5 protein-coding genes are annotated in these 6371 nt (G+C 63.9%); all 5 read left to right on the top strand.

The window, feature by feature from the left end:
* The coding region (locus tag J5F18_RS15835; protein WP_346299520.1) for an EAL domain-containing protein at window positions 1-2735 on the top strand (2735 nt) is incomplete at its 5' end.
* Window positions 2736-2764: 29 nt separating this feature from the next.
* Entirely contained in the window at window positions 2765-3145 is a 381-nt protein-coding gene (locus tag J5F18_RS15830; protein ID WP_346299519.1) for an ATP-binding protein, read from the top strand.
* 514 nt (window positions 3146-3659) lie between these two features.
* A complete protein-coding gene (locus J5F18_RS15825) occupies window positions 3660-3881 on the top strand; it encodes a hypothetical protein (protein WP_346299518.1) in 222 nt (73 codons plus the stop codon).
* Between the two features lie 664 nt (window positions 3882-4545).
* Window positions 4546-5390, top strand: a protein-coding gene (locus J5F18_RS15820) for an IS5 family transposase (protein WP_346299517.1) whose coding sequence is annotated in 2 segments (ribosomal slippage) — window positions 4546-4887 and window positions 4890-5390 — 843 coding nt in all. Because the reading frame shifts where the segments join, the coding sequence is not laid out codon by codon here.
* A 190-nt stretch (window positions 5391-5580) separates the two neighbouring features.
* Window positions 5581-6371 (top strand): CmcJ/NvfI family oxidoreductase (locus tag J5F18_RS15815; protein ID WP_346299516.1); only part of this gene is annotated, 791 nt, incomplete at its 3' end.

Genomic DNA, 6371 nt, shown 5'->3' with positions numbered 1-6371 from the left:
CCATCGACAGTGCGCCCGAGCAGGTGCTCGGACGGCGCTTCGACGCCACCCCCTGGTGGCAGGCCTGCGAGTTGTCGCAGCGGAGATTGCAGCAGGCATTGGCAAGCGCAGCGCGCGGCGAAGCGTCGCGCTTCGATGTGCGTGTGGCCACCAGCAGCGGCGCCACGCTGACCATGGACTTTTCGCTGCTGCCGCTCTACGGGCCCGACGGACGCGTGGTCTGGATGATCCCTTCTGCGTGCGACGTGAGCGAGCGGGAGCAGGCACAGCACCAACTGCTGCTGACCCGCCATGCCGTCGAACAGGCCAACGACGCGCTGCTCCAGGTTGGGTCCGACGGCGCCCTGCACGATGCCAACGCCGCTGCCTGCCGCCTGCTGGGCCTGCAACGCGAGCAACTGTTGCGGCTGCGGGTGCCCGACATCGACCCCCAGGTCGACGAAACGCTGTGGCCGCAGCGCTGGCAGGAGTTGTGTGATCGTGGTTCCCTGCGTTTCGAGACCCGCTTGCACCACCACGAGGGCCATGAGATTCCGGTCGACGTCTCCGTCAGCCTGGTGACGAGCGGGGACACGTCCTTCGCCCACGTATGTATCGACGACCTGCGCGAACGCCGCGCCGCGGCGCGTCGCATCCGGCAACTGCTGCAGTTCGATGAACTGACTGGCCTGCCGAACCGTCAGCTGCTCGTCGAGCGCCTGGGCGCGACCTTGCAGGCCGGTGCCCCCACCGCGGTGCTGGTGCTGGAGCTCGACCGTTTCAAGCGCATCAACGACGGCCTCGGCCTGCACATCGGCGACGCGGCATTGCGCGAGGTAGCCCAGCGCATCGTCGCCACCGTACGCAGCGTCGATCTGGTGGCGCGCCGCGGCGGCGACGAGTTCGTGGTCGTGATGGGGGCCACTCCGGCGGAAGCATCGCACATGGCGCAAACGCTGCTCGACAGCATTGCCCGACCGATGATGATAGCGGGGCATGAGATCCACCTGACCGGCAGCATCGGCATGGCCGCGGCGCCTACCGACGGCGACCTCGCTGAGACCCTGCTGCGGCGCGCCAATGCCGCGCTGCACCAGGCCAAGCTGTTGGGCCGCAACCAGGTCAGCGTCTATGCCGGCGCGCCGCACGACGACGACCCGGAGCGCCTGGCACTGGAGACCGCGCTGCGCCAAGCGCTGCGCGACGAACAGCTCGAACTGCACTACCAACCGCAGGTCGACCTGATACATGGCCGCATCATCGGTGTCGAGGCTTTGCTGCGCTGGCAGCACCCGACATTGGGCGGTATCGCGCCGGATCGCTTCATCCCGATCGCCGAGGAGACCGGCCTGATCGTTCCCATCGGCGACTGGGTGCTGCGCCGCGCCATCGAGCAGGCGGCGAGCTGGCAGCGTGCCGAACTGCCGCCGTTGCGCATGGCGGTCAACCTGTCGGCACGCCAGTTGCTGCAGCCGGACCTGGCGCGCCGCATCGAAAGCCTGCTCGCCGCGAGCGGCCTGGACCCGCGGCTGTTCGGCGTCGAGGTCACCGAGAGCATGCTGATCGCCAACTTCGATCAGGCGGTGCAACACCTGCGAGCTCTGCGTGCGCTCGGTGTCGAGGTTTCGCTCGACGACTTCGGCACCGGCTACTCGAGCCTGAGCTACCTACGCCGGCTGCCGGTCGATGTGGTCAAGATCGACCGCTCGCTGATGCCCGACGTCAGCGCGCCGGCAGAAGACGTGTCGATCACGCGCGCCATCATCACGATGGCCCACCAGTTGCAGATGAAGGTGCTCGCCGAAGGTGTCGAAAACGAAGGCCAGGCGGCGTTGCTGGCCGCCAACCAATGCGACCAGATGCAGGGCTACTGGTTCAGCACCGCCGTGCCGGCGGCAGCGATCGAAGCGATGCTGCGCGACGGCCGGCAAATCGATCCGACGCACTTTGGCCGGCGTTCCCGACAGCGCACGCTGCTGCTGGTCGACGACGAGGAGAACATCGTCGCGGCGCTGCGCCGGCTGCTGCGCGCCGAAGGCTGGCTGCTCCTCACGGCCAGCAGCGCCGAGCGGGCGCTGCTGCTGATGGCGCGCCACGAAGTCGACGTGATCCTGTCCGACCAACGCATGCCGAGCATGACTGGCGTCGAACTGCTGCGCCGGGCCAAGCAGCTGTACCCGGAGACGATTCGGCTGGTGCTGTCGGGCTACACCGAGCTGCAGTCGATCACCGACGCGATCAACGAGGGGGCGATCTACAAATTTCTCGCCAAGCCCTGGGACGACGAGCAGCTGCGGGCCCATCTGCGCGAGGCCTTCGCATTGAAGGAAATGGCCGACCAGAACCGCCGCCTCGACCAGGAGGTGCAGACCGCCAACCGGGAACTGGCCGAGCTGAACCGGCGGCTGCAGACGCTGCTGAGTGCCCAGCGCGAGCAGAACCAGCGCGAGGTCGGCAGTCGCGAGGCGGTGCAAGAACTGCTGGACGCCGTGCCGGTGCCCGTGTTCGGCATCGACGACGAAGGCCTGCTGGTGTTCGCCAACGCGCCGGCCCGGGCGCTGTGCGGACCGGATGGTGACGTGCTGGGCGGGCCTGCGGCCGAGCAGCTGCCGCAGACCTTGCGGCGGGCGCTGGACGGCGAGCCCCTGATGCTCACGCTGGCGGGGCGCCGCTGGTGGGCGATGAGCCGGCCGTTGAGCGGCAACGCGCGCGGCCGCCTGCTGGTGCTGCTGCCGCAAGCCGGGGCTTCGAATTGACAGCCCGGGCCACCTCCGACGCGCCGCCGGTGGCGCTGACGCACCTGTTCCGCCATAGCCTGCGCGACGAGCGCGTGCATCCGCTGCTGCACGACATCGGGCGGCTGGCGCTGGCCAACGCGTTTGCGTCGGCCCATGCCGAGGTCGAGCAATGGCGGCGCGACAAGGTCTGGGTTGAGGTCGAGGACAACAGCAGCGGCATCGCACCCGACCACCTGGCGCGTGTCTTGGACTCCTTCTTCACCACCAAGCCGGTCGGCTGCAGCACCGGCCTGGGCCTGTCGCTGGCCTACGGCATCGTGCAGAAGCACCATGGCCGCATCGACATGCGCAGCGAACCGGGCCGCGGCTCGTGTGTCCGCGTCACGCTGCCGGTGCGGCGTCCGGGCGCCGAAGGTGTTGCAACATGATGGCTGCCAGCCCAGCCCGGACACTGCTCGCCGTCGACGACGAGCCAGCCGAACATCCTGGCCGCATTGCGGCGGCTGCTGACGGGCCAGGCCGATCTGAGCTCAACCTTCGACGCCATCAACCACGGCCGGCTGCACCGCTATCTTCGATACTCATCAGGTACCTCGATCAGTTCCTCCTGAGCCAACTCAATGGAAGCCTGTTTGAAGGGCGCCCCTTGAGTACTGATGTGGTAACCAGAGCAATAGATCCTGCCTCTCTTGTCTACCTTGTGGGTCCTCGAATCTTCTCTCCCAGATCGTTAGACAGCTTTGGGAAGACACTTGCTGCTGACAAGATGGCAGTCAGCGGTACGCATAAGGCTGGTCGAGTAACCAAAATCCACCGCTGGGAAGGGGGCTCTGGGGCTTCTCCGGGGAAATGTGTGTCGGGGTACAGCTTCTTCACTGGCTTCAATGTGGGGGAGATCTTGAGTGCTTCCCGGCTTGGGATGACGACTCAGGTTCCTCATTCATGGTGATCACTGATGGGCAGGTGACCTACTACGAGGGTGCTCCGATTCCTTTGGTGATGGAGAACACCCATCACGCCATTGGTTGCGGTCGTGACTATGTTATGGCTGCGATGCATCTTGGAAAGAATGCCAAGCAGGCTGTAGAGATGGCGTGTGCCCTGGATGCTTTCTGCGGAAGTGGTATCGATACGCTGACCCTCAATCCAGCAAGGAGACGGTAATGCCGACACTGCAATGGACCGGCTCTAACAAGCAAGATATCCGTGCCTTCTCTGCAGGGGCCTCGGTAGTGTTCGATGACCATAACGTGATCCATGTAGCCTGTGGGCAGCGCAGGTATCTGGCTTTGCCTGGGGATTGGTTCATCCGTGACGAGGGCGGTGAGTTGCGGGTATGTGTGTCTAGCTGTTGTGCATCGGAAGTAGAGCGCTGTCTTGCGTGATTCGGTTCATGAAGTCTTGGCACCATGGAAGGTAGAAGACTATCTCAACACTACCGATTATTCGGTAGACCCTACCTTGAAGTGGCCCAATTGGAGCGGCTCTGTCAGCGTCCAGCTGAGTGGTCACGCCACGAGCAGTGATTCGGGCGCGTTACTGCTGAACGAGAACCTCGATCGCAGCAGCGTCATCGACGCGCTGGGGGGGGGGTAATCTGATCGATGCAAGCACGGGTCAGTGTCGAGGTGTACCTCCACGAGCTCAGCATCCCGGGACGATTGCGGAACCTCTCAGTCGGTGGCTGCATGGTGGATATCGCTATCGCCGATAGCATTGCAATCACCGTGGCACAAAGCGTACCGGGAGTTACGCTGGAGTTTCCTAGGCTTTGTCCGAAAACTCGAATTTGCTAATGTCACCTATGCCGCAGCAGCATAGGTGACCTATGGCAGGACGCTACGAGATCTCCGACAACGGCTGGGCCCTCATCGAGGACATCGTGTCGCCACCGCAGCGGACAGGACGCCCTCGCCGTGATGACCGCCAGGTGTTGAACGGCATCTTCTGGATCTTCTGCTCGGGCGCCAAGTGGCGCGATCTGCCTGAGCGCTACGGCCCATGGAAGACCGTCTACGACCGCTTCCGCCACTGGCGTGACGACGGCACCTTCGAGGCCGTCCTGGCGCGTCTTCAACTTCGGTTGCGAGAGGATGGTCTGATGGACCTGGACACCTGGATGATCGACTCGACGTCGATCCGCGCCACTCGCGCCGCCTCTGGAGGCGGCAAAAAAGGGGGTGCCAAGAACCCTTAGACCATGCCCTGGGCCGCAGTCGGGGCGGGCTGACGACCAAGATCCACATGGTCTGTGAACGGACGCTGACCTTCACGCTGTCGCCGGGACAGGACTCTGATACGCGGCATTTCATCCCGGCCATGGAGCACGTCCGCCTGCCAGGCCCCATAGGCAGACCCCTCAAGCGTTGCCGCTTCATCGTGGCTGACAAGGGCTATGATAGCGATCCGCTTCGCCACTACTGCGATCGACACCGCATGAAACCCATCACTGCCCGACGCAAGATGAAGCGGAAATCACGCCCTGGCGCGCCGAGGGGCTTTGACAAACCCCGGTATCGCGACCGGAACATCATCGAGCGCTGCTTTGGCTGGATCAAAGAGCTACGCCGGGTCTGCACACGGTACGACAAGTTGGCCAGCAGCTTCAGGGCCATGGTATGCCTGGCGTGCATAGACCGATGCCTGCGAGCAGACTTTTCGGACAAAGCCTAAAACGCATGGAGGACCCGACCGAAGTGAACCGCACCTCCGAGGGCGTTTGGTGCTCGTTCGAATGCATAAATTCGATAGGGAAAGTTTCCGTTCGAAGGCCTACACTACGTAGGAGAAGCCTGCAATGCAAGCTACCGCGCCGCCACGACGACACTATCCTGGATGCGCTCAGCAGACTGGGAGGTGTTTCTTGCAGCGCACGACTGACATGCCCGCCAGCATCACCACGACGCTCACCTATCTGGTCAAGCACGACGCGAAACCCTATGTGCATACCGAGGCTCTGACCGGTGACAGTGAACCGCATTACTTTGCCGAGCAGAAGGAGCGCGAAGTCACGATATACAACGGCCGACCGTTGGTAGACAGCCTTTCTCTGGACAAGCAGGGGTTCGAACTTCATCGTCGGGATACGGTGGTCGACGACCTTTACGACGATACGTCGGTGGAAAACGTCTACTATGCCGAGGTCGAGGCCTTGATCAAGGAGCTGACGGGCGCGAGCCGGGTCGTCATCTTCGACCACACCCGGCGTAGCGATGCCGAGCAACGGGGTATTCGTGGCCCGGCGAGCCGTGTGCATAATGACTACACCGAGCGCTCGGGGCCTGAGCGTATCCGCGAAGTGCTGGGCAGGGATCAGGCCGACGCGCTGGCAGCGGTGCCGGTGGCTCAGATCAACCTCTGGCGCCCGATAAGCGGGCCCGTCAAGCGTTCGCCGCTGGCCCTGCTAGACGCATCGACGCTCGACCCCGATGACCTGCTGGCCACCGACATGGTCTATCCGGACCGTATCGGTGAGATCTACCACCTGGCCTACAATCCGCACCAGCGCTGGTACTATTTTCCGGACATGCGCCGTGACGAAGCCTTGCTGATCAAAGGGTATGACTCACGCCACGACGGCCGGGCCCGCTTCACCCCCCATACGGCCTTCCAGGACCCCCAAACGCCGCCAGGAGCTCCGCCGCGCGAAAGTAT

The sequence above is a fragment of the Halomonas sp. BM-2019 genome (assembly GCF_017584085.1).
The sequence above is the reverse complement of the archived record's forward strand: the minus strand, read 5'-3'. Positions and strand labels throughout refer to the sequence as shown.

Bases quoted from the DNA above. Each gene is read 5' to 3' on its own strand.
- J5F18_RS15825 (WP_346299518.1), top strand. From the start codon at position 3,660: ATGGTGATCACTGATGGGCAGGTGACCTACTACGAGGGTGCTCCGATT.